This is a genomic window from Pseudarthrobacter sp. DSP2-3-2b1, assembly GCF_049895945.1.
In the GTDB taxonomy this organism is placed as follows: Bacteria; Actinomycetota; Actinomycetes; order Actinomycetales; family Micrococcaceae; genus Arthrobacter.
In genome coordinates this window covers 82,467-104,897 of record NZ_JAFCTI010000010.1, presented here as the reverse complement: position 1 = coordinate 104,897, position 22,431 = coordinate 82,467, and the positions used below count along the sequence as shown (strand labels likewise).

19 protein-coding genes are annotated in these 22,431 nt (G+C 64.9%); 6 read left to right on the top strand and 13 right to left on the bottom strand.

Translation table 11 applies throughout. The features are described 5' to 3' along the window. Window positions 1–43: 43 nt before the first annotated feature. From pyrE to ACP7AX_RS13450, 11 genes are all read right to left on the bottom strand, one after another. Window positions 44–1,891, bottom strand: a complete 1,848-nt coding sequence (gene pyrE / locus ACP7AX_RS13500) for an orotate phosphoribosyltransferase (protein ID WP_426226958.1) — start codon at window positions 1,889–1,891, stop codon at window positions 44–46. Between the two features lie 77 nt (window positions 1,892–1,968). Further along, window positions 1,969–4,266, bottom strand: a complete 2,298-nt coding sequence (locus tag ACP7AX_RS13495) for a gluconokinase, GntK/IdnK-type (RefSeq protein WP_426227062.1) — start codon at window positions 4,264–4,266, stop codon at window positions 1,969–1,971. A gap of 76 nt (window positions 4,267–4,342) precedes the next feature. Then, a complete protein-coding gene (gene manD, locus ACP7AX_RS13490; RefSeq protein WP_131684608.1) occupies window positions 4,343–5,572 on the bottom strand; it encodes a D-mannonate dehydratase ManD in 1,230 nt (409 codons plus the stop codon). A 35-nt stretch (window positions 5,573–5,607) separates the two neighbouring features. Further along, window positions 5,608–7,014, bottom strand: a complete 1,407-nt coding sequence (gene uidB / locus ACP7AX_RS13485) for a glucuronide transporter (protein WP_426226956.1) — start codon at window positions 7,012–7,014, stop codon at window positions 5,608–5,610. A 254-nt stretch (window positions 7,015–7,268) separates the two neighbouring features. Next, the gene (locus ACP7AX_RS13480) at window positions 7,269–8,693 is read right to left on the bottom strand and encodes a mannitol dehydrogenase family protein (RefSeq protein ID WP_426226954.1); all 1,425 of its coding nucleotides are present in this window, start codon (window positions 8,691–8,693) and stop codon (window positions 7,269–7,271) included. Further along, entirely contained in the window at window positions 8,690–10,096 is a 1,407-nt protein-coding gene (uxaC, locus tag ACP7AX_RS13475; RefSeq protein ID WP_131684610.1) for a glucuronate isomerase, read from the bottom strand. Before uxaC ends, ACP7AX_RS13480 begins: the two co-directional genes overlap by 4 nt. A gap of 86 nt (window positions 10,097–10,182) precedes the next feature. Beyond that, window positions 10,183–11,238 carry a LacI family DNA-binding transcriptional regulator gene (locus ACP7AX_RS13470; RefSeq protein WP_426226951.1) on the bottom strand — a complete coding sequence of 352 codons (1,056 nt, stop codon included), beginning with the start codon at window positions 11,236–11,238 and terminating at the stop codon, window positions 10,183–10,185. A gap of 25 nt (window positions 11,239–11,263) precedes the next feature. Beyond that, window positions 11,264–12,430: a Gfo/Idh/MocA family protein gene (locus tag ACP7AX_RS13465; RefSeq protein ID WP_426226949.1), complete on the bottom strand. Its 1,167-nt coding sequence runs from the start codon at window positions 12,428–12,430 to the stop codon at window positions 11,264–11,266. Between the two features lie 26 nt (window positions 12,431–12,456). Continuing rightward, entirely contained in the window at window positions 12,457–13,326 is an 870-nt protein-coding gene (locus ACP7AX_RS13460) for a sugar phosphate isomerase/epimerase family protein (RefSeq protein WP_426226947.1), read from the bottom strand. A 48-nt stretch (window positions 13,327–13,374) separates the two neighbouring features. Next, the gene (locus ACP7AX_RS13455; RefSeq protein ID WP_426226945.1) at window positions 13,375–14,388 is read right to left on the bottom strand and encodes a Gfo/Idh/MocA family protein; all 1,014 of its coding nucleotides are present in this window, start codon (window positions 14,386–14,388) and stop codon (window positions 13,375–13,377) included. Further along, window positions 14,385–15,242, bottom strand: a complete 858-nt coding sequence (locus ACP7AX_RS13450) for a TIM barrel protein (protein WP_131684618.1) — start codon at window positions 15,240–15,242, stop codon at window positions 14,385–14,387. The genes ACP7AX_RS13455 and ACP7AX_RS13450 overlap by 4 nt, the downstream gene beginning before the upstream one ends. Window positions 15,243–15,460: 218 nt before the next feature. Between ACP7AX_RS13450 and ACP7AX_RS13445 the strand changes: the two genes are divergently transcribed. Beyond that, window positions 15,461–16,474, top strand: coding sequence for a LacI family DNA-binding transcriptional regulator (locus ACP7AX_RS13445; protein ID WP_426227060.1), 1,014 nt, complete (start codon window positions 15,461–15,463; stop codon window positions 16,472–16,474). 33 nt (window positions 16,475–16,507) lie between these two features. Further along, on the top strand, window positions 16,508–17,329 hold the full coding sequence (gene nadE / locus ACP7AX_RS13440; protein WP_131684619.1) for an ammonia-dependent NAD(+) synthetase: 822 nt from the start codon (window positions 16,508–16,510) through the stop codon (window positions 17,327–17,329). A 42-nt stretch (window positions 17,330–17,371) separates the two neighbouring features. Here nadE and ACP7AX_RS13435 read toward each other — a convergent pair whose 3' ends face one another. Both ACP7AX_RS13435 and ACP7AX_RS13430 read right to left on the bottom strand, forming a co-directional pair. Further along, window positions 17,372–18,286, bottom strand: a complete 915-nt coding sequence (locus ACP7AX_RS13435) for an alcohol dehydrogenase catalytic domain-containing protein (protein WP_131684620.1) — start codon at window positions 18,284–18,286, stop codon at window positions 17,372–17,374. 120 nt (window positions 18,287–18,406) lie between these two features. Next, on the bottom strand, window positions 18,407–19,192 hold the full coding sequence (locus tag ACP7AX_RS13430) for an IclR family transcriptional regulator (RefSeq protein WP_426226942.1): 786 nt from the start codon (window positions 19,190–19,192) through the stop codon (window positions 18,407–18,409). 208 nt (window positions 19,193–19,400) lie between these two features. Between ACP7AX_RS13430 and ACP7AX_RS13425 the strand changes: the two genes are divergently transcribed. The 4 genes from ACP7AX_RS13425 to ACP7AX_RS13410 all read left to right on the top strand — a co-directional run bounded on the left by ACP7AX_RS13425 (window position 19,401) and on the right by ACP7AX_RS13410 (window position 22,410). After that, on the top strand, window positions 19,401–20,117 hold the full coding sequence (locus ACP7AX_RS13425; RefSeq protein ID WP_426226940.1) for a CoA transferase subunit A: 717 nt from the start codon (window positions 19,401–19,403) through the stop codon (window positions 20,115–20,117). Between the two features lie 41 nt (window positions 20,118–20,158). Further along, a complete protein-coding gene (locus ACP7AX_RS13420; RefSeq protein ID WP_426226938.1) occupies window positions 20,159–20,845 on the top strand; it encodes a 3-oxoacid CoA-transferase subunit B in 687 nt (228 codons plus the stop codon). Further along, entirely contained in the window at window positions 20,842–22,053 is a 1,212-nt protein-coding gene (locus ACP7AX_RS13415) for a thiolase domain-containing protein (RefSeq protein ID WP_131684624.1), read from the top strand. The genes ACP7AX_RS13420 and ACP7AX_RS13415 overlap by 4 nt, the downstream gene beginning before the upstream one ends. Before the next feature lie 183 nt (window positions 22,054–22,236). Next, window positions 22,237–22,410, top strand: a complete 174-nt coding sequence (locus ACP7AX_RS13410; RefSeq protein WP_426226936.1) for a hypothetical protein — start codon at window positions 22,237–22,239, stop codon at window positions 22,408–22,410. Window positions 22,411–22,431 lie beyond the last annotated feature (21 nt).

Genomic DNA, 22,431 nt, shown 5'->3' with positions numbered 1-22,431 from the left:
CCAACCGGACCCGGCTTTATCCCGGGGTCCGGCCGGCTCCTGATTAGGAGAGGCCCAGTTCGTCCTTGCCGAACGCGAAGAGGTACGGCACACCCGTCTCTGCCTCGATTTTTTCCTTTGCTCCCGTGTCGCGGTCCACGATCACAGCGACGGCCACCACGTTGCCGCCGGCCTTGCGGACGCCTTCGACGGCGGTCAGCGCGGACCCGCCGGTGGTGGACGTGTCCTCGAGGACCAGCACCTTGCGGCCGTCGACGGACGGACCCTCCACCTGGCGGCCCATGCCGTAGGACTTCTGCGCCTTGCGGACCACGAAGGCGTCCACGGTGCGGCCAGCGTCCACAGCTGCGTGCATCACGGCGGTGCCCACGGGGTCAGCACCCATGGTCAGTCCGCCGGCGCACTCAAAGTCAATACCGGCGTCGTCCACCAGCGAGAGCATGACCTGGCCCACCAGCTTGGAAGCCTCGTGATGCAGCGTGATGCGGCGGAGGTCGATGTAGTAGTCAGCCTCAGCACCGCTGGACAGAATCACCTTGCCGCGGACCACGGCGAGTTCCTTGATCAGTTCCAGCAGGCGGGCACGTGCGGCGGCAGCGTCAACTGCAGTGTCAGTGGGGGAAGTCATGGGGTCCAGTTTAGTGGCTCGGGCAAAAGCGGGCGCATGCTCGGGCCTGGGTCCGAATGCGATCAGCCGGGGCAGGAGCCGCCGGACCACGGGGGCGTGCCGGACAAAGAACAGCAGGACCGGTGGCGGCCCGGTCATCCTGCCGGCAAACAACGGGACGAACACTGCCCGGTGCATGATGCGCTGGACGGTCTGGAGCGCCACGGTGGGCATGCGCCGCCGCCGCTGGACCGCGGCCAGATCCTTGACCTTGGGCCTCCCCCGGAGCAATACCGGGGCCAGCTTGCCCGCCGCCGCTACCGCATCCTGGATGGCCAGGTTGATGCCCACGCCGCCCGCCGGCGACATGGCATGGGCGGCATCTCCGATGCACAAAAGCCCATCCACGTACCAATGCCGCAGCCGGTCCAGCCGGACGTCCAGCCAGTGGAGATCGTCGAGGGTCCGGATAGCGTCCACCCGGTCCGCCAGATCGGGGCGCAGGGCCGCCACGCGCTCGCGGAACAGTTCAAGCCCTTCTGCACGGATCCGCTGATCCGCTCCCTTGGGGCCGAGGTACCCCATCTGGTAGTAGTCGTCGCGGAACAGGGCAATCATCGCCTCCCGGTCCCCGAAGGCCGGCACGATGCCTGCCACTGCGCCCTTTTCTGAAGCGTGGCGCGGGAGCTTGAACCACCAGGTGTCGAAGGGAACCGGGTACTCCTTCGGTTGCAGGCCGGCGGCCCGGCGCAGGACCGAATGCCGCCCGTCCGTTGCCACCACGAGGTCCGCGTACAGCTCGCCGTCCTCACCCGCCGAATCGGCGCCACCAGAACCCGCGCGCCGCCGGTAGCGGACACCGGCGACCCGTCCGCCGTCGTAGATTAACGCCGTCGCCTCGTGCTCCATCAGGAGCGTGAAGGAGGGTTCCCGCGCGGCCTCCGTGGCCAGGAAATTCAGGAAGTCCCACTGCGGCATCATGGCGATGTAGTTGTACGGGGGCTTCAAAGACGTGAAATCGCCGAGGGTGACCAGGCCGGCGCCCGGGATGGGAAAGGCGACCCTGGTCAGCCGGCTCTGCGGAAGATTGCGGAATCCCTCGCCCAGGCCCAGCTCGTCAATCAGCCTGATAGTGGAGGCGTGCACAGTGTCGCCGCGGAAATCCCGGAGGAAATCGCCGTGTTTTTCCAGGACTGTGACCTGCACACCGGCACGGGCCAGGAGCAGGCCCAGCATCATGCCGGCCGGTCCGCCGCCAGCCACCAAACACCCTGTCAGCTCCATGCACCCACGCTACGCTGCACACACAAAGGCCGCACGCGCAATTAGTGCGCGTGCGGCCTGAGCGTGTCGAGCGCGTGCTACAGCCTGGTGTCGAAGGAATCGCAGAAAACGTTCTCGTTGAACGTTCCCTGGAACCCGGACTTGCCCATGATCTTCTCGATCGTGGCGCGGATGGCTTCCACGGACCCGGCATGGGCGTGGATGGCGGTCCTGACCATCGGCACATCGATCAGGTGGTTGGGCTGGTTCAGCGAGACAAACACGGTGGGAACCTCAGTGACGTACCAGGGAATTTCGGCCGCCATCGGGGTGGACCATTTGATCCGGATGGCCGCTTCCTGGGCGAAGCCCTTCACGTTCGCGAACACAAACGCGGCGTCGTACTTCTCCGCGTAGTCCCCCGTTGCTTCTTCGGAGATGACAGACATGAAGTTCACGCCCTCTTCCCCTGCGGCCTTGCGCTGCGCGGCTGTTTTGAAGACGTGCACGTCGAAGCCTGCCCGCTCCAGTTCCTCAGCCACCACGTCCAGGTAAGCCAACGGATCCGCCATGGTGAAGTCGGAGCCGCCGGAGATGCCATACAGCCGGATGCGCTTGTGCGTTTCCGGGGTGATGGGCAGGTTGTTGGCGGTGTCCTTGACCAGCGTGACGGTCTTGTCCGCAATCCCTGCCGCGATGGCACGGTGGGCGCCGCTGCCAATGGCGGCCAGCGCTTCAACCGGTGGAACCAGCTCGCTGCGTTCCTTCTTGTGCAGGCCCAGGCTCGCCTTGAGCGCCAGGATCCGGCGCAGGGCGTCGTTCAGGCGCTGTTCGGTGATGACACCGGACTTGTAGCCCTCCAGCATGTACGCGAAGTCCTCGGCCGCGTTGCGGAAGAACAGGAACATGTCGCACCCGGCGGCGATGGTGGCGGGGACAAGGTCCTTGCGCTTCATCGCCTGGGTCAGGCCGATCATCTGCGAGGCATCCGTGAGGATCAGCCCGTTGAAACCGAGCTCGCCGCGGAGCAGGTCCTGGAGGAGTTCCGGTGACAGTGTGGCGGGCATGATGTCCGCGTCCGACATTCCGGGGCGGAAGTGCCGGGAAAGCTCCGGCGCCCCGATGTGCCCGATCATGATGGACTGCACGCCGTGCCCGATCATTTCGCGGTAAACGTGGCCGTACGTCCGGTTCCACTCCTCATAGCCGAGGGTGTTGTAGGACGTGACCACGTGCTGGTCCCGTTCATCGATCCCGTCACCTGGGAAGTGCTTCATGGCGCAGGCAGTGGGAGCCTCGCTGATGCCGTCGAAGTACTCCTTGGCCCGCTCCACCACGATCTCCGGGGTGTTGCCGAAGGCCCGGGTGGAGATGACCGTGTTCCGCCAGTTGTAGTGGATGTCCACGATCGGCGCGAAGGCCCAGTTGCAGCCAAGTGCCGCTGTTTCGACGCCGGCCACCTGACCCATCTGGCGCGCAATGGACTTGTCCGGGTGCGAGCCGGCCTGCAGGTGTGTGGACACGAACGTGCCGTCGTCGCAGCTTCCGGCCCCACCCATTTCCGGGTTGGACGCCACCAGCAGCGGCACCTTGGACTTCGACTGGGCGTAGCGGATGTGCTCCTGCACGGCCGCCGAGGGTCCCGGACGGTAACGCATGCCGCCCACGTGGTAGTTCTCGAGCACACCGTCGAGGTACTCCGGGGAGTAGTCGTTGTTGTGGTTGATGAACAGCTGCCCGATCTTCTCCTCGAGGGTCATCGAAGCGATGGTGGCGTTGACCCACTCAACACCGGCGTCATCGAGGTTGAACGGAGCAGCCTGGAGGTCGACGTCGAACTGCCGGGGCTGGGTGCCCACTGGGCCGGCGGTGCTGATGCCACCCGAAGCGGCACCGGCGGAAGCCGGCGCGGCTGCGTTCGCGGCGGCGGCAATGCCGGCCAGCGCGTCAATAACCACCTGGTTCACGGGGGCGGCGATATCCACCACCACTCCAGCCTCGTCTGATTCCAGCGGCTCAAGCGTGGCCAGTTGGGAATCAAGCAGGGCGGGCGGCATGAAGTGTCCTGAGCGCCCTTCAGTCCGAGCCCTCAGCACCTCCTTGCTGCCGTGCAGGTGAAGAAAGACGGTGTCCGGTGCCTGGGCGCGGATGGCGTCGCGGTAACTGCGGCGAAGCGCCGAGCAAGCGAGCACCAGGCCGCCGTCGCCCGCAGCCGCAAGCCTGGAGCCCACGGTGGCAAGCCAGGGCCACCGGTCCTCGTCGGTCAGCGGCGTACCGGCTGCCATCTTGGCGACGTTCTCCACCGGGTGCAGCGAATCGCCGTCCAGGAACGGGACACCGAGTTCGCGTGCCACGAGGTCACCGATGGTGGTCTTGCCGCAGCCTGAGACGCCCATGACAATGACGCGGATTTTGGAACCGGCAGCAGTTTCTTCGTTGGCGGCTGATGGGTTGCTGGTCACCGGCAGTGCCTCACCAGTCATGGACGGTGCCGTCAACGAGGCGGTTGTAGGGCAGGTAGGCCTGCTGGTACGGGTAGGCCGCTGCGGCTTCCTCGTTGAATTCGACGCCGATGCCGGGCTTGTCGCCCGGGTGCAGGTAGCCGTCCACAAAGGTCATGGACTGCTCGAACACCGTGTTGGTGGCGTCGGAGTGCTGCATGTACTCCTGGATGCCGTAGTTGTGGATGGCCAGGCCAACGTGCAGCTGGGCGGCGAAGCCCACCGGGGAGATGTCCGTGGGGCCGTGGAAGCCGGACTTGATCTGGTACTGGGCGGCAAAATCCATGACCTTCTTCAGCGGGGAGATGCCGCCGAAGTGGGTGGAGGCTGCGCGGACGTAGTCGATCAGCTGTTCCTTGATGATGGTCTGGTAGTCGTACACCGTGTTGAAGATTTCACCGATGGCCAGCGGCGTGGTGGTGTGCTGGCGGACCAGGCGCAGGGCCTCCTGGTTTTCGGCCGGGGTGCAGTCCTCAAGCCAGAACAGATCGTACGGTTCCAGGGCTTTGCCGAGCTTGGCCGCCTGGATGGGGGTCATGCGGTGGTGTCCGTCGTGGAGCAGCGGCAGTTCCGGGCCGAACTCATTGCGCACGGCCTCGAACACGGTGGGCAGGTGGCGCAGGTACGCACGGGTGTCCCAGTCCTCTTCCACCGGGAACGCACCGCGGCCGGCGGGCTCGTAGTCGTAACGCTCACCCGAGGCCTGGGCCTGGGCGGCAACGCCGTAGACGGCCTTGATGCCGGGAACTGCGGTCTGGATGCGGACCGACTTGTAGCCAAGCTCAAGGTGCTCCCGGACCGAATCGAACAGCGACTCGATATCTGCGCCCGATGCGTGCCCGTAGGCCCGCAGGCCGTTGCGTGAAGCGCCGCCGAGGAGCTGGTAGACCGGCATGTTCGCCATCTTGCCCTTGATGTCCCAGAGCGCCATGTCGACGGCGGCGATGGCCGCCATGGTGACCGGCCCGCGGCGCCAGTACGAACTGCGGTAGAGGAACTGCCAGGTGTCCTCGATCTTGTGCGGATCCTTGCCGATCAGCAGCTGCGCAACGTGCTCCTTGAGGTACGCGGCGACAGCGAGTTCGCGGCCATTCAGGGTGGCGTCACCGATGCCGGTAACCCCGTCGTCCGTAGTGATGCGCAGGGTCACGAAGTTTCGGGACGGGCTTGTCACGAAAACTTCGGCGGCAATGATTTTCACGGCAGATCCTTTCAAGGACTTCAGGTCAGGTGATCTTAGTTGGAGTGTGATGCCAGGGGTTTGGGGGCGGCGGTGCCACCGTTGGCGTCCGCCGCGCCTCCTGCAGCAGCCGGGTTGGCCCGGCGTGCCCTGATCTCGCTGAGGATCTCCGCATGCTTGGCATCAGTCAACTTGTACTTGGACATGACCAATACCGCAAGGATCGTCAGGACGGCGGGGATGGCGCCGGCGGCGAACTGGATGGCGGACAAGGCCTCGGGCGTCTGGACTGCTCCGGACTTGTATCCGCCGAGCGCTAGGGCGTAAGCGGCCAGTGCGCCGCCGACTGCCTGTCCGGACTTGCGGGTGAAGGAGAACAGCGCGTAAGTGATTCCCTCGGTGCGGACGCCGGTCTTCCATTCGCCGTACTCCACGGTGTCTGCTTCCAGCGCCCACACCACAATGTTGACGGCGAGGACGCCTACGAGGCTGATGACCAGGCCGCTGAAGCCGATCCAGATCTGGCCGGCCGGGGCGAAGAAGATGATCACGCCGCCGGTAACAGTGATGAAGGAGGAATAGATGTAGACGCTCTTCTTCCCGATGCTCCGTACCAGCCGGGGCATGAAGGCAGCCAGGACGAAGGTCAGCGCCAGCTGAATGATGGACAGCACCGGGTAGAGGTCCAGCCGGCCGAGCACATCGCGCAGGTAGTACAGCTGCACCGAGGTCAGCGCGAGGTAGCCGGTGAGGAAGAAGAAGGAACTGAGGCATAGCATCATGAGCGGCTTGTTGGTCTTGAGGGTGTCCACGCTTTGCTTGAACGTCACGTTGGGGACGTCGCGGTGGACGCGTTCCTTGGCGGTCAGTGCCGTGAAGAAATAGAGAGCCGTACCGATCACCACAAAGATGAGGGTGATGGTGGTGAAGGTCGACTGGAGGTCCGCGCCCGGCTTGACCAGCGGGGCCACGAAGATACCCAGGCTGGAGCCCACCAGGAGTGCTCCCACCATGCGGGCCGAGCCCAGCTTGGCGCGCTCTCCCGGGTCCTGGGTCATGGCTCCGGCAAGCGATCCGTACGGAATGTTGACCAGGCTGTAGGCCAGGCCGAGGGCGGCGTAGGTGACATAGGCGTACAGCAGGGTTCCGGACTCGCCCAGCTGGGGGACGGAGAACGTTGCCACGCTCAGCAGGAGCAGCGGGATAGAGCCGAACATGATGAACGGGCGGAACTTGCCGAACCGCTTGCTGAATGTGCGGTCCACAATCCGGCCGGCGAAAACATCGGCGAAGGCGTCGAAAAGCCTGACCACCAGAAGCAGGGTTCCCGCCGCGGCAGCTGAAATTCCTGCCACATCCGTGTAATACACCAGCAGGAACATGGTGGCGGTGGTGAAAGCAAGGTTATTGGCGGCATCGCCGGCTCCATAGCCGACGATGCTGAGCTTGTTCAGCTTTTTCATAATTTGGGCTCCTTTACCCGCTGCCGCCCTGAAGGCCGGCGAACTATTGAAATGCTATGAACGGTGGATTCTGGCGATGCCGGGGCTGGTTTGTTCTCAGCCGGCGAGTGCCGCCACGTGTTTTCCGCTGTATGTAAGCCTAGTCACTTGGCAACGAAATGGCAAGCGGTTGCCACAAGTTTTTGTTGAAACTTCATGAAAAAGCGCTGCCCGGTCCGGGGTCACGGACCGGGCAGCGCCTGACAGTCTGCGGCCTACCGGACAGGGGCAGCCGCCACGAAATGCCCGAGCAGGCCAGACACCAACCCGACGACGCCGGCATCTGCAGCGGCGGCCGGATCCACCAGTTCCAGCAAAGCACGCACGCGCTCGGTTCCGGCCAGGCGGTTTGCCACGGCAACCTCAGTTGCCAGCGGATCCTGGAAATTCTCCGCCGCAGCGCTGAAGTCCATCCAGGCAGCAATCATGAGTGCCGCGGCCGCGCCGGACCGGCCTTGGGAGCGCTCGGCCAGCATCACTGGAACGGCCCGCATCCGCAGCTTGGTGCTGCCGTCCATGGCAATCTGTGCCAGGTGGTGGGCGATGCGGGCATTGCTGAAGCGGTCCAGCAGCGCCGCGCGGTAGGCGGGAATCTGCAGGTCCGCGCCCCCGGCCCCAGCACCGGACAGGTTCGCCTCGGCCTCGTCCCAAAAGCGTTCCACGGCGTCCAGGCAGACGGGGTCGGCCAGGGCCTCCGCCACCGTGGTGTGCCCGCGGAGCTGGCCTGCATAAGCCAGCAGGGAATGGGCGCCGTTGAGCAGCCACAGCTTGCGGTTCTCATAAGGCTCGATGTGGTCAACGAACACCGCGCCGGCGTCTTCCCAGCGCGGCCGCCCGGCGGGGAAGTCGCCGCTGAGCACCCAGTTGGCGAAGGGCTCGGCAACCACCGGTGAATTATCGCGGTACCCGCAGGCCTGCGCGACGGCGTCGATGTCGGCATCCGTGGTGCGCGGCGTGATGCGGTCCACGGACGTGCTGACAAAGCTGACATTCCCGGCAATCCAGGCGCCCAGGCCGGCGTCCCATGCCTGGGCCAACCCCGCCACCGCGTTGCGGGCCACGGTGCCGTTGTCCGAAAGGTTGTCGCAGCAGACCACGGCGAGCGGGCCTGCGTCCGATGCGCGGCGTGCGGCGAGGGCAAACACGAGCCTGCCCAGCGGCGTCGACGGCGCACTGCCGGATGTCAGCAGCGCAAGGTCGGCGGCGACGTCGGGCGCTGAGGCATCTAGCTGCCCATCAGCTCCGAGGCGGTACGCCGCCTCAGTGATGGTCAGGGTGACCACAGCGGTTGCCGGTGCTGAAACGAGCGCAGCGAGGCGCTGCACGTCCGCGCCGTCCACGGCCTCGGCAATACTGCCGACGACGGTGAACGAGTCCCCGCTGTCTGCCCGTTCCACGAGGGTGAAAAGGCCGTCCTGCTCGGCGAGGGCCAGGGCTGCGTCGGGGCGGCGGCCCGTGAAGGCTGCAATGCCCCAGTCAGCTGCGTCGGCGGCCTTCTGGGTGTACCAGGCCTGGTGTGAGCGGTGGAAGGCGCCCAGTCCGAGGTGCACGATCCGCACCGGGGGCTTCGGGGACGGATGCAGGGTCCGGTTCAGCTGCGGAAGTCCGGCCTTCTCAGCGCCTGCGTGTTCGGCGGTCACAGCTTGAAGACCCTTCGCGGGGATCCATCGACGATGTCGACGATCAGTTCATGGGCGCGGTCTTCGCTGACGCGGTGTTCCGCGACGAGCCGGGCCAGGAAGGAGGCTTCGATCCGGCGTGAAGCATCGTGACGGGCAGGGATGGAGCAGAACGCCCTGGTGTCGTCGATGAACCCGGAGGAACGCGAGAATCCGGCAGTTTCGGTCACGGCGGAACGGAAGCGCAGCATGGCGTCCGGTGCGTCCAGGAACCACCAGGGGGCGCCGAGGTAGACGGCCGGATAGAACCCTGCCAGCGGCGCGAGTTCGCGGGAGAACACGGTCTCATCAAGGGTGAACAGCACCAGGTGGAAGTCCTTGGCGGTGCCGAAGTCCTGCAGCAGGGGCCTGATGGCTTCGGTGTAGTTGATGGCGAACGGGATGTCGTGGCCGGTGTCTGCACCGTAAGCGTTGAACGTGGGCTCGTGGTGGTTGCGGTATGAGCCCGGGTGGATGGTCATGACCAGGCCGTCCTGTACGGACATCCGGGCCATCTGGTACATCATGTGGGCTTCAAAATCGTCGCGGTCCTGGGCTGTTGCCTGGCCGGAGCGGGCGCGCTCGAACAGCTTCTGCGCTTCGGCGTCGTCCAGCTTCAGCGTGGCCGGGGTTCGGACACCGTGGTCAGCGGAAACCGCGCCGCGGTCCACGAAGTGGCGGCGGCGGTTCTCCAGGGCGGTGATGTAGCCCTTGTAGCCCGCACCGCCATCACCGGCCGCGGCAATCAGGCGGTCAACGTTCTCAGACCAGGTGGGGTGCGCAATGTTCAGGTACGCGTCCGGGCGGAAGGTCGGCAGGACCCGGCCGCTGAACGTGGGGTCATCGGCGATTGCCTTGTGGCTGTCCAGGGTATCCAGGGGATCGTCGGTGGTTGCCAGGACCTCGATGTTGAAGTCCTTGAACAGCTGGCGTGGCCGGAAGCCGGGCTCGAGGAGCCTGGCGGAAATGGCGTCGTAGCTGGCGTCGGCTGTCTCGGCACTGATTTCCTGTTCCAGGCCGAAGACACTGTCGAACTGAGTGCGCAGCCAGTAGCCCGAGGCCGTCCCATCGAAAAGTGGCCAGGCCTTGCAGAATTCGCGCCAGACGCCACGGGAATCAGGCTGCGAGGAATTGGAACCACGCAGCTGGTCCAGGGGCACGCCGCTGGCGTGGATCAGGCGGGTGACGTAGTGGTCCGGGCTGACGAGCAGGGCGGCCGGATCCGGGAAGGGGGTGTTGTGTTCGATGACAGCAGCGTCAACGTGGCCATGCGGGGAAATGATGGGGAGGTCCTGGACACGTTGCAGGAGGTCGCGCGCGATGCTGCGCGTTCCTGGATCCGCGGGCAGGAGCCGGTCTGGGTTGGCAGCTATCGACTGTGACATAGCACAATGTTCGGGCTTGGAACCTGCATTTGTCAACCGGTTGCCATGAATTGCCAAATGACGGAAGGGACCGGCTGGCCTTGCCGTCAGGCTACGAATCTCCCGCTGGAGCCACGCAGCACCAGTTCGGTTTCCACGCGCAACGTGCCGGCCGCCTCACCGCTTCCGCCCAGCAGGTCCAGCAACCGGCCCGCGGCAGCCTCGCCGCACTCCCCCAGCGGTGAGCGCACCGTGGTGAGCGGCGGCGTGGTGAAGTCCGCGCCGAAGATGTCATCGAAGCCCACGATACTGATCTTGTCCGGCACCACGATTCCGGCAGCCTGGAGCTCCTGCATCAGTCCGATGGCCAGGAGGTCGTTGTAGGTCAGGACTGCCGTGGCACCGCTGGCGCGGACGTCCCGCGCCGTCTGCCGGCCGCCGTCGACCGTTGGCTTGGAAGATTCCAGGCGCACAGCCTCAAGCCGGGACCATTCACAGGCCGCCTGCACGCCTTCCCAGCGCCGCTCCGACATCCACGACTGCGGCGGCCCGGCGACGTACGCCACTTTGCGGTGCCCGTTCGCGGCCATGCTGCGGATGGCCTCGCCGATTCCCTTGTTGACGTCCGGAACCACGCACGGAATGCCCTCGACCTCACGGTTGATGACCACCACGGGTTTGGCCAGCGCAAGGGCACGGATGTGGTCATCGTCCATGCGAGGGCTCGCCAGGATGAGGCCGTCCACCGTGGCCATAAGCCTGCGGGCAGCCGTGAGTTCTGTTGCCGGGGATTCCGCCGACTCGGCCAGGACCAAGGTGTAATCCCGGCCGGTTGCAGTGGTCTCGGCGCCGCGGATGATGTCGAAAAATGTCGGGTTGGTGATGTCCGCGACGATCAGCCCGAACGTGTTGGTCCGCCCGGTGGGAAGGGCCCGGGCAAACGGGTTGACCTGGTAGTCCAGGCCGGCCGCGGCCTCCTCGATGAGCTTCTGCGTCTTGGCGCTGACCCGGCCCGGCTTGCTGAGGGCGCGGGAAACCGTGGAGGGATTGACGCCGGCCACCTTGGCGATGTCGTAGATCGTCGCATTGGACTTTCCGGCCCGGCCGGGCTTTTTGCCCGGACCGGAGGATGGGGCGGCGTGTGGCGCCGTGGGTTCAGTCACCGCCCCATCCTAGCGAGAAAGCGGGTCAGGAACGCTCTGCGAACTTGCCCTCTTCGGAGATGCGCTTGTTCAGTTCCGCCAGGAACTCGTCCTCATTGAAGTCCAGCCCCACTTCCTTGCCCGTCCAGCTGGAGAGGTGGATGGCGTTGGCCAGGCGGACGCCGTTGATACCGTCAGAGCCCGGGGCGAGCAGCGGGGTGCCGTCCAGGATGTTGGCGGCGAAGTTTTCCAGCACCCCTGAGTGCTGGCTGCCCCATGCGGACTCGAACTCGATGACCTCGGTGGTGTAGTACTGCTCCGGGTTCAGTTCGCCCATAAAGAGCTTCCGGACGTCGTCCATGTCCATGCCGTCGCTGAGTTCCCGTTCGGGCTTGTTCAGGCGGGTAACTGTGGCGGTTTTGCTGCCTTCCACCACGATCTTTCCCTGGTCGCCCAGGATTTCGAAGCGGTCCGTGCCGGTCAGATCGTGCGTGGCGGTGACAAACACACCGGTGACGCCGTCTCCGTAGTCCACCAGTGCCGTCACTTCGTCTTCAACGGCGATGTCACGGCGGAACCCGTAGGCTACCTTGGCGTAGACGGACTTGGGCACGCCGCAGATCCACTGCCACAGGTCCAGCTGGTGCGGTGCCTGGTTGACCAGGACGCCGCCGCCCTCGCCGCCCCACGTTGCTCGCCATTCGCTGGAGTTGTAGTAGCCCTGGGGCCGCCACCAGTTGGTGATGATCCAGTTGCTGCGGCGGATCTTGCCGATCTCGCCGTTATCCACAATCTCTTTGAGCTTCTGGTACAGCGGGTTGTTGCGCTGGTTGAACATGATGCCGAAGGTGAGCTCGGGTTTGCTGGCCGCGAACTCGTTCAGTGCCTTGACCTGCTTCGTGTACACACCGGCCGGCTTCTCGACGAGCGCGTGGATGTTGCGCTTGAGCGTCTCGATGCCCATCTCAGGGTGCAGGAAGTGCGGCACGCAGGTGACCACGGCATCGACGTCGCCGCTTTCCAGCATGGCGATGTAGTTGTCATGGAACGGGACGTCCGGGTAGGTACTGGCGGCGAGTTCCTTCTTGGCGGGATCGATGTCGCAGATGGCACCGATCTCCATGTTGGGGACCAGTCCCTCCGTAATGAACCTGGCGTAGGCACCGCCCTGCTGGCCCAGGCCGATGATGCCGAGGCGTACTTTCTTGCTCACGTTTTTATCCTTCTTGTTGGGTGCGGTTAGAAGCGGTCCGAGAAGCCCATGGCCACGAGGTTCTCGTGTGAGGTCTGCAGTGCTTCCCATACGGTGCGGCCATAAAGTTCGTCCTGCTCCACCAGCATGTACTGTGCGCCGGCTGCCTCTGCGGCGGCGATGATGGCAGGGAAATCGAGGTTCCCCTCGCCAACTTCGGCGAACTGGACCACGTTCTTGAATTCCTGCATGAAGCCGGCAAAGTCGCCGCTGCCCATCATCTCGAAAGCGGCTTCAGGCATGGTGCCGATCCGGTAGTCCTTGAGGTGGATCATGGCGGTGCGGTCGGCGTACTTTTCGATGGTGCGGACCGGATCGAGCCCGCCACGCTGGACCCAGTGAACATCGATTTCCATCCCCATGGCCGGGGAGTTCTCCGCGATGATGTCCAGCATGTACTTGCCGTCGAACTTCGCGAACTCGATGTGGTGGTTGTGGTAGTACAGGCTGATGCCGTGTTCCTGGAGGCGCTCGGCATAACCGTTGGTTTCCTTGGCGAAGTCGATCACCGCGTCAATGGACTTCATGGCCGGAAAAGGCAGCATCCCGATGCGCAGCAGCTTCGAATCCAGGCGCTGGGCATCGTCCACGATTTTGCTGAAATCGTTCCGGAGTGATTCGCCCGGGCGGCCTTCAGGCTTTTCCAGCATCACTGACAGGGCTGCGATGTCCATGCCGAGCTCAGCGCGGGAGCGGTCCAGCTCAATGACGTTTTCCGGAGTCATGGGGATCTGGGAGATTTCGACGGCGTTGTAACCGATCGCGCTGACCTTGCGGAGCGTTTCGAACGCCCCGATCTCCGCGAAGCTGTCCTTGAGCATCATTGCCTGAACGCCGATTGTGGCTGGGTTGGCCATGTTAGCCCTCCAATGTGATTGTTTGCGTGTTTACTGTGGTGCCGGTGCTCAAGACACCAGCCCCGTCATTTCGGGGTAGCTCTGGCGGTAAATTTCCTTGACGATCCCCAGGGATTTTTGTGCCTCAGCGGGATCGATCCAGAAGGGACCCTCTTCAGCGAGCCGCGCATAGAAGTCAGAGATCAGCAGTTCGTGCGAGACGCCCCAGTACGCTCTTCCGCCGGACTCCACCACCCGCTCCGGGACCACCTCAACCCGGCCATCGGCATAAGTGACTGTGAGGTCCCCCCGCAGGCTGAGGGTGGCTTTTTCGGTAACGATGTCCAGCGTGACGGGGGCATTCACGGCGTTGGCGAGTGTTGCATAGAACACGCTGCGGGCCCCGTTTGCATGCTCCGCGAAAAACTCCGCGGTGTCCTCCACCTCGATCGTCTCGCCAAGGAACCGGGTGGAAGCATTTCCCGAAAGCGAGGTGACGTCTCCCACCAGCCACTGCAGCAGATCGACCGTGTGGATGGCCTGGTTCATCATGAGCCCGCCACCGCCGCCCTCCCACGTGCCGCGCCACGGCCGGCTGCGGTAGTAGTCGGCGTCGCGGTGCCACAGCACGGTGGCCGAGGCACCCACCACAGCGCCCAGTTCACCTGAGGACAGCAGTGAGTGCATGGCTTGGGACGTGGCGTTGTAGCGGTTCTGGAAGCAGACGCCTATTTTGGCTGCGCTTCCTTTGGCTGCCTCCGCCAGGCGGTTCCCCTCCGCCAGGGTGTGCGCCAGGGGCTTTTCCACAATGACGTTGACGCCCGCGTCAAGGCAGTCCACCGCGATCGAGGCGTGCTTGTTGTGCGGCGTGGTGATGTGGACAACGTCCGGTCCGATGGCCTCGATGAGGCTGAGGTGATCAGAGAACCCCGGCACGCCATAGGCTGCGGTGGCGGCCGCCAGCCGGGCGGGGTCCGCATCGCACACTGCCGCCAGCCGCGCGCCGTCGAGCTTTGCGATGGCCTCAAAATGAACGGCCGAGACATCACCGCAGCCGATGACCGCGGCCTTGAGGACGGTCACGACAGCTCGATTCCGTTCTTGGCCGCCAGCGAGGCAAAGGCGCGGGCTGCGACGCCGAAGGCCACCGGGCCGGAGAAGCCGCCCAGTTCAAAAGCGCTGGCGAGGTGGGGTTCCAGCGAGGCGAAGCCTGAGTAGCCGTCAGCCTTCAGTGCCGCGATGGTGGCGTCCAGCTCGCCGTCCCCTTCGCCTGAGGGCACCACGGCGCCGGTGGCCATCACGGCGTCCTTGACCTGCAGGTATTCAAGGTACGGGCGGAGCATGGCGTAGCCGTCGGTGAAGGGACGGACGCCCACCTGGACAAAGTTGGCGTTGTCCCACGCGACGCGCAGCGCGGGAGAGCTTACGGATTCCATGATGTCCAGGACCCGCTGGGGCGTATCGCCGTAGATGTCCTTTTCGTTCTCATGCAGAAGTACGACGCCGGCGCTCTCGGCTTCAGCGGCAAGCGCCCGCATGCGCGTGATGACGTCCTCGCGGATGTCATCCGGGCTTTGCCCCTCGGCGGGGTAGAAGGAGAAGATCCGGATGTATTTGGTGTCCAGGCCCTTGGCCACGGAGATGATCTGGCGCAGGCGCTCCACCTCGTGCTCTACGGGCAGGTTGATGGAAACCTTGCCGATGGGGCTCGCCACGGCCGAGACCTTGAGGCCCTTCTCATCCAGAATGTCCTTCAGCTGGGAGACCTGTTCGGGCTGCAGTTCCGAGACATTCACGCCCCAGGCGCTGCGTACTTCGATGTGGCGGGCACCCAGAGCCAGCAGGACCGCGGCCTGGATGGCAGGATCAGGATCCACTTCATCGCCGAATCCTGAGAGCGGCCAGACGGTTTTTGTTGCGCTTACTGTTTCGGTCACGGGAATCTCCTAGGTTGTGCCCGCGACGGCACAGCCTAATTGCCGCTCCGGCGCGCGGGGTGATTTGGTTCACACGGTTCCTCGCTAAGTCTAGACACCCTGCCACACAATGACAACCGATTGCCAAATGTTGACATTCTGTGGCAATCTAAGAGACAAGGGCTGTGGCAACGGTCACAACACCCCATGTCATCCGTTCAGAGAGGAACGCCATGGCGATGCAAGCAGCCGGAACCGAGCGTCCTGCCACCATCCATGACATCGCTGCCATCTGCGGAGTGGCGGCGTCCACGGTTTCGCGCGCACTGTCCACCCCGGACCGCGTGAACATCCGCACCCGCGCCCGTATCGAAGCGGCAGCGGCCGAGCTGAACTACACACCAAACAGCCAGGCCAAAGCCTTGAGTTCAGGCCGCACCGGCGCGGTTGGCGTGCTTGTACCGGACATCACCAACCCGTTCTACTTTGACCTGATCAGGGGCACCCAGCTGCAGCTCAAAGCCGCGGGCTACACGCAGCTGCTCGTGGATACCGAGGAATCGGATGAGGTGGAAGCCAGCAGCATGGAGCAGCTGCGCAAGAGTGCGGACGGAATCATCGTGACTGCCTCCAGGCTCAGTGATGAGGCGCTGCTGGCCGCATCTGCCAAAGTACCCATCGTCACCATCAACCGCGACGTCGTGGGGGTGCCCGCCGTCGTCATTGATACACCGTCGGCCACCACCCAGGCACTGGACCATCTGGTTTCCCTGGGCCACACGCGCATTGCCTTTATGGCCGGTCCGCTCACGTCTCAGTCCAGCACGCTGCGCTGGAACGCTTTGGCGGCCGCCGCCGAGGACCGCGGGGTGGAGGTGCGGCGGCTGGGGCCGTTCGCACCAAAGACCCAATCGGGCGCCGCTGCGGCGGACGCGGCCGTCCATTCCGGCGTCACCGCCTGCATTGCGTTCAACGATCTCATCGCCATCGGTATGCTGCAGCGCCTGCGTGAGCGCGGAATCCGGGTTCCTGAAGATATGAGCGTTGTTGGCTGCGACGACATCTTCGGCGCCGATTTCTGCAATCCCCCGCTGACCACCATGGCGTCCCCGATCGAACAGGCCGGCCGGGTGGCGGTGTCCATGCTCCTCGCCCAGCTGAACCCCCCTGCCGGCGGCGGCAACCGCAGCCGTTCCCTGATGCCCACGCATCTCACGGTCCGCGGCTCCACGGGGCCGGTTCGACATAGTTGAGCGCTGTTGACACTGCTGGCTAGGCTGGGTCACATGCGCGAACTCCAAGCCACCATTATTGACGAAATGGGCGTTCAGCCCCGGATCGATCCTGCCGGAGAGGTCCGGAAGCGGGTTGATTTCCTCAAGGAGTACCTGAGGGCCACGCATACGAAGGGTTTTGTCCTGGGGATCTCCGGCGGCTTGGACTCATCACTGGCGGGCCGCCTCGCCCAGCTTGCGGTGGAGGAACTGGAAGCGGAAGGTGTGGAGGCCAACTTTGTTGCTGTCCGGCTCCCCTACGGTGTGCAGCATGACGAGGACGACGCACAGGCCGCTTTGGACTTCGTCCGGGCCAAGACGGAATGGACCTTCAACATCTCCGCTGCCGTGGACGGTTTTGAGGACGAGTTCGAGAAGACAGTGGGCTCGGAGATTTCCGATTTCCATAAGGGAAACACCAAGGCCCGCACCCGGATGATCGCCCAGTACGCGCTGGCCGGCGAACACAACTACCTGGTGATCGGTACGGATCACGGCGCCGAGTCCGTTACAGGCTTCTTCACGAAGTTCGGCGACGGCGGCGCGGACATCCTGCCGCTGTTCGGCCTGAACAAGCGGCAGAACCGCGCCTTGCTGGCCGAGCTGGGCGCCCCGGCCCGCGTGTGGGACAAGGTTCCCACGGCAGACCTTCTCGATGACCGGCCCGGACGCACCGACGAGGACGAGCTGGGCCTCACCTACGACCAGATAGACGATTACCTTGAAGGCCGCGAGGTCCCCGATGAGGTGGCAGAAAAGATCGAGGAAAAGTACGTCCGGACCCGGCACAAGCGCACCGTCCCTGTCACTATCTTCGACACGTGGTGGAAGTAGCAGCAGTGGGGCCGGGAACCCGCTGACCCTCGCGGAAAGGGCCTACGGAAAAAGCACGATCTTTCCACGGACGTGGCCGGTGCGGCTGGCTTCCAACGCCTCCGCGGCTTCAATCAGCGGGAAACGCTGGGAGATGGTGAAAGTCAGGAGTCCTTCGGCTGCCAGGGTGGCAGCTTCCCGGACCCGGCCGTCCAGAAGCCGGATTTTGGCAATCCCGGCTTCCTGTGAGTGCAGGCCAGATACGGTGATCACGGCCCGGCTGCGGTCCGGAAGCAGCTCCACAGTAGCCGCGACGGACTCCTCCTTGCCCACCGCGTCCAGCACAGCGGTGACCGGCCCCACTTCCTCAGTGACGGCCCTGACACGTTCAGCCAGGCCCGGCCCGTAGGTCACCGGAAACGCGCCCAGTTCCCGCAGGTAGTCCTGGTTATCCTCAGAGGCTGTCCCGATCACGCTGGCGCCGAAAGCCTGGGCGATCTGGACGGCGGCGGAACCCACTCCGCCGGCGGCCGCGTGGATCAGGACAACGTCATCGGGGCCGACCTTCAGCTGCTTCAGCGCCGAATATGCGGTTCCTCCCGCAACCGGGACGCAGGCCGCCTGCTCCAGGCTGACTCCCACCGGGACGGGAGTCAGCTGTTCGGCTGACACCACTGCCTCGGTCCGGTAGCCGCCGGTGAAGCCGCTCCAGATCACTTCATCACCTACGGCAAAGCCCTCGAAGGCGGGCCCCACCTCAGTCACCACGCCTGCTGCCTCGCTGCCGGGGACGGAAGGAAATTCCAGCGGCGCGACGTCCTTGAGCACTCCGGCCACGAGGTTCCAGTCAAAAGGATTGACACCCACGGCCCGGAGTTCCACCCTGACCTGCCCCGAACCGGGAGGAGGCAGCTCCTCGGGTCCTACCTGCAGCACGTTGGGCCCGCCGTATTCGGTGAAGTAGATCCTGGTGCTCATTCCTGCTCCCTTACTGCCGGCTCCATTGCCGGCGCGCCCCTGCAAGCGCCCCCTGCCAGCGCCCCTGCCGGCGCCCTCGGCGTCCGGCCCTACCGCAAGGGTAGGACCAGCCCCCGGGCTTCACAACAGGTCTTTGCCGGACCCCAGCTGCACCGTGATCCGGTGGGCCTCCTCCATCAGCAGCCGGCCCAGGACTTCCTGCCGTTCGGCGCGGAAGCGTGGTTCAATGCCGGTCAGGGACAGTGCCCACGCAGGCCTGCCCGCCTGATCAAAGACAGCGGCCCCCATCCCCCAGCTGCCCTCCAGGACAAGGCCGGGATTCACGGCATAGCCTGCCTGCCGGGTCCGGGCGAGGTTGGCGCGGACGACGTCCACCGTGTGCGCCGCCGCGAAGGGCCCGGCGTGCGCGTCCCAGTGTGCCAGCAGCTGTTCCTGCTCGTCCTCGGGGAGGAAAGCCATGATCGCTGTTCCGGCCGAGGCGACACCCAGCGGAAAACGGACGCCTTCGTGGAGCACAAAGGACCTGACCGGGAAGCTGCCCTCCTCCCGCAGCAGGCACACTGTCTCGGAGCCGCGGCGGATGGAGAAGAAGGCGCTTTCACCGGTTTCCTCAGCCAGTCTGCGCAAGCTTGGCCGGGCGATGTCCTCCAACGGGAACCGGGCAGAAGCCACCGACCCCATCAGCAGGATCTCCGGCCCCAAAACCCAGTTACCGGTGCGGGCATCATGGTCCAGCAGGCCCTCGGACGCCAACGAACTCAGAAGCCGGTGGACGGTTGGCCGGGTGAGGCCCGATTCCCGCACCACCTCCACCAGCGAACACCCCTCCGCCCTGTGCCCGACGATGCGCAGCAGACCGGCGATGCGGCTGACAACCTGGGCGCCCTGCACTGGAACCTGCGTCATTTCACTCCTCAATTCATACCAATCGTCCACATTGTGGATACCACATAGCCTATCGTCCACAGTGTAGAAATGGCGTCTTTTCAACGAAATATCTGGCCTTGACAGGCCACCACACAGCCACGTACGCTCCCAATTCAGGCCCTAAGTCCACAAAGTGGATTATCCCGGCAACAATACTGGAACCGCCAAGCTCAACGAGGAGACGCCAATGTCCAAACTGAAATCCGATGCCGCCGCTGCTTTGGCGGACGTGCTCCGGGATGGCATGACGCTCGCCGTTGGCGGTTTCGGCCTCAGCGGCATCCCCGCGGACCTGATCGAGGCCGTCCGCGATTCCGGCGTGCGGGACCTGACGGTTGCCTCCAACAACATGGGCGTGGACGGCAAGGGCCTCGGTGTCCTGATCGAGGCCGGGCAGGTCCGGAAGGTCATCGCGTCCTATGTGGGCGAGAACAAACTGTTCGCCGAGCAGTACCTCGCCGGCAAACTCGAAGTCGAGTTCACCCCGCAGGGCACCCTGGCTGAACGCCTCCGCGCCGGCGGCGCCGGCATCCCGGCGTTCTTCACCAAGACGGGCGTGGGAACGCTCGTGGCGGAAGGAAAGCCGCTGGCCGAGTTCGACGGCGAAACGTACGTGCAGGAGCGCGCCATCAGGGCCGACGTCGCGCTTGTCCACGCGCACACGGCAGACACCGACGGGAACCTCCTCTACCGCTACACGGCGCGGAACTTCAACCCGGTGGTGGCAACGGCAGGTGCGGTCACCATCGCTGAGGCCGAAGTCATTGTGGAGCCGGGCGCCCTTGATCCGAACCACATCGTCACCCCGGGCGTTTTCGTCCAGCGGCTGGTCCAGGCAAGCAACCGGATCAAGGACATTGAACAGCGCACCGTCCGCCCGCGCGCCGAACTCGCATCTGCCTGACCCCTGCATCTGCCCAGCGGCATCTACCTAAGGAGAACCCCATGGCCTGGACCAGGGATGAAATGGCTGCCATCGCAGCTGAAGAACTGAACGACGGCGATTACGTCAACCTCGGCATCGGCATCCCAACGCTGGTGGCCAACAACCTCCCGCGCGGCGTCCGCGTTGTCCTGCAGAGCGAAAACGGACTGCTCGGCATGGGCCCGTTCCCGTACGAGGGCGAGGAGGACGCGGACCTCATCAATGCCGGCAAGCAGACCGTCACCGTGCTCGACGGCGGATCCATCTTCGATTCCGCAACGTCCTTCGGCATGATCCGCGGCGGCCACGTCAAGGTGGCCATCCTCGGCGCCATGCAGGTTTCGGGCAATGGCGACCTCGCCAACTGGACCATCCCCGGCAAGATGGTCAAGGGCATGGGCGGCGCCATGGACCTCGTCGCCGGCACACCCCGCGTGGTGGTGCTGACCGAACACAACGCCAAGGACGGCACCGCCAAGATCGTCACTGAATGCACCCTGCCGCTCACCGGCCTGAGCTGCGTGGACCGGATCATCAGTGACCTCGCAGTTTTTGACCTGGTGAAAACGGACGACGGCGGGCGGCAGCTGACGCTGACGCGTCTGGCCCCGGGGGTTACCGTGGACGAACTCCGCGGGAAGACCGAGGCTGCGTTTACGGCCGCCCTGGAAGAGACCACTCCTGCACTGGAAGGGGCCACAGCGTGAGCCTGCGCGAACAGTTCGGCAAGGATGTCCTGCTCACCGGCTGGGGCCACAGCCGGTTCGGCAAACTGACCGACGAGACGCTCGAATCCTTGATCGTCCAGGTGTCCACCGAAGCCATCAGCAACGCCGGCATCGAGCCCGGCCAGATCGACGAGATTTATCTTGGCCAGTTCAATTCCGGCATGATGCCCCTGGCTTTCCCGTCCTCGCTCGCGCTGCAGGTGTCCCCGGATCTGGCTAACGTGGCCGCCACCCGGGTGGAGAACGCCTGCGCCTCCGGTTCGGCAGCTTTCCAGCAGGGCACCAAGTCCCTGCTGGCAGGCACTGCCAAAACGGTGCTGGTGATCGGGGCGGAAAAGATGACCCACGCCAGCGCCGACGTAGTAGGTGCAGCCCTGCTCGGCGCTGACTACGACATGGCCGGCCAGACCTCCACCACGGGCTTCACCGGGCTCTTTGCCGACGTCGCCAAGCACTACAGCAAGCGTTACGGCAGCGGTTCAGGGCAATCGGGTTCAGGGAAGCTGGGTGACGTCCTGGGCACCATCGCTGCGAAAAACCACCGCAACGGCGTGGACAACCCGTACGCCCAGCTCCGCAAGGACCTCGGTGAGGAGTTCTGCCGCACCGTCTCGGACAAAAACCCGATGGTGGCTGACCCGCTGCGCCGCACCGACTGCTCCCCCGTGTCCGACGGCGCCGCCGCGGTCGTGCTTTCCACCTCACCCACCGGCGGGGCCACCGCGCCGGTGCGGCTCGCCGGGTTCGGCCAGGCAAACGACTTCTTCCCGGCCGAACGCCGGGACCCCACCGCCTTCGCTGCCACCCGAGTGTCCTGGCAGCGCGCGCTGGCGATGGCAGGCGTCGGGCTGGAGGACCTGGACTTCGCCGAGGTGCACGACTGCTTCACCATCGCCGAACTGCTGATGTACGAGGCCATGGGCCTGACCGAACGGGGCCAGGGCGCCCGGGCGCTCGAGGAAGGCTGGGTCTTCAAGGACGGCAAACTGCCCGTCAACGTCTCCGGCGGCCTCAAGGCAAAGGGCCATCCCGTTGGCGCCACGGGAGTCTCGCAGCACGTCATCGCCGCGATGCAGCTCACCGGGACGGCCGGCGGCATGCAGCTGGGCCGCGCACGCCGGGCCGCCGTGCAGAACATGGGCGGCGTGGGAATCGCCAACTACGTCAGCGTCCTCGAAGCCCTCTAGGAGTAACGCGGCGGGACATACCCGCCCGGTCCGGACGGACTTTTGGGCCGGGTCTTACCCCGCGTTGGCTGCGCCTGCTGCTGCGCCTGACGTTGAGCGGCTACCCCTTAGTCAGTATCCCGGTTAGAATAGTAAGCATGCTGATGATTCATCTGCATGCTTACCAGGATTGAAGGAGCTCCAATGAATTTGGGCAACATCATCAGGAATGCCATGGGCCGGACCACGAGTGGGACGAAGGCCGGCGGAGCGGTGCGCCGCACCGGCGGGATGAACTCCGCGGGCCGCGCCAACACAGCGGGCAGGGCCGGCGGAACCCTCGCGAACCGTATCCGCGGGATGCTGAAGAGGCGCTGACCAGCCTCCATAATCCCAGGA

Coding starts and splice junctions, on each gene's coding strand:
- ACP7AX_RS13445 (WP_426227060.1), top strand. CDS start 15,461: ATGCAAGCAGCCGGAACCGAGCGTCCTGCCACCATCCATGACATCGCT.
- ACP7AX_RS13425 (WP_426226940.1), top strand. CDS start 19,401: ATGTCCAAACTGAAATCCGATGCCGCCGCTGCTTTGGCGGACGTGCTC.
- uidB (WP_426226956.1), bottom strand. CDS start 7,014: ATGAAAAAGCTGAACAAGCTCAGCATCGTCGGCTATGGAGCCGGCGAT.
- pyrE (WP_426226958.1), bottom strand. CDS start 1,891: ATGGAGCTGACAGGGTGTTTGGTGGCTGGCGGCGGACCGGCCGGCATG.
- ACP7AX_RS13430 (WP_426226942.1), bottom strand. CDS start 19,192: ATGACGCAGGTTCCAGTGCAGGGCGCCCAGGTTGTCAGCCGCATCGCC.
- ACP7AX_RS13435 (WP_131684620.1), bottom strand. CDS start 18,286: ATGAGCACCAGGATCTACTTCACCGAATACGGCGGGCCCAACGTGCTG.
- ACP7AX_RS13460 (WP_426226947.1), bottom strand. CDS start 13,326: ATGGCCAACCCAGCCACAATCGGCGTTCAGGCAATGATGCTCAAGGAC.
- ACP7AX_RS13410 (WP_426226936.1), top strand. CDS start 22,237: ATGAATTTGGGCAACATCATCAGGAATGCCATGGGCCGGACCACGAGT.
- uxaC (WP_131684610.1), bottom strand. CDS start 10,096: ATGTCACAGTCGATAGCTGCCAACCCAGACCGGCTCCTGCCCGCGGAT.
- nadE (WP_131684619.1), top strand. CDS start 16,508: ATGCGCGAACTCCAAGCCACCATTATTGACGAAATGGGCGTTCAGCCC.
- ACP7AX_RS13495 (WP_426227062.1), bottom strand. CDS start 4,266: ATGGGCGTCTCAGGCTGCGGCAAGACCACCATCGGTGACCTCGTGGCA.
- ACP7AX_RS13420 (WP_426226938.1), top strand. CDS start 20,159: ATGGCCTGGACCAGGGATGAAATGGCTGCCATCGCAGCTGAAGAACTG.